The following is a 621-nucleotide window of genomic DNA, read 5'->3' as shown; positions in this document are numbered from 1 at the left end:
CCAAGATCCAGGAAGTCGCCGGCGCTGAGATGCGCGGCTTCGGGATTGGCGAGGTGCCCGACCAGCCGGTCGACCTGGACCGCGATCTCGGGGACGGCGGTGATTTCCCACCATTGCGGGCAGGTCAGCGCGCCGAGCGCGAACAGCCAGGTCGAGGCGCGGCGATCCGAATCGAGCAGGGCGCAATTGTCGGTTTCGAGGCCGAGGCCGAGCGCATCCGGCAAGGCAAGACCCTGGTCGCGCAGGTCGGCGAGCAGGGGGATGGCGATCGCGCCGGCATCTCGGCGCGGCCCGGTGCAGTTGACCACGCGGGCGGCGGTGAAGCGACGCACGCCGCCGTTGCGCGCGGCGAGGGCGACCTCGACCTTGTCTCCGACCAGGCGATAGCCGCGCAGGCGCGCCGGCAGGATCTCGAGCCGGCCACGCRCGGCCTCGGCGTGGAGCGCGTCATGGATGCGCTGCGCCATGCGGTGGCGGTGGACGTCCCAGCGGGTACGGAGATGGCGGAGGAACTGGCGCTTCTCGCGCGTGGACCAGCTGCTCCACACCGCCGGGATGGCGGGGCGGGCGGCGTCGAACACGCGCTGCCACGGGATGCTCCGCGCCTCGGCAGTGGCGACC

The 621-nt window shown here is 72.7% G+C and carries 1 protein-coding gene; it reads right to left on the bottom strand.

What is annotated here, in order from left to right:
• A partial coding sequence (locus tag AC1DZC_RS20095) for a hypothetical protein (protein ID WP_477044505.1) occupies positions 1–467 on the bottom strand: 467 nt, incomplete at its 3' end.
• Positions 468–621: the final 154 nt, after the last annotated feature.

The organism is Cellulomonas sp. P2_B4 (assembly GCF_056404795.1).
This window is presented reverse-complemented; position numbering and strand designations above follow the sequence as displayed.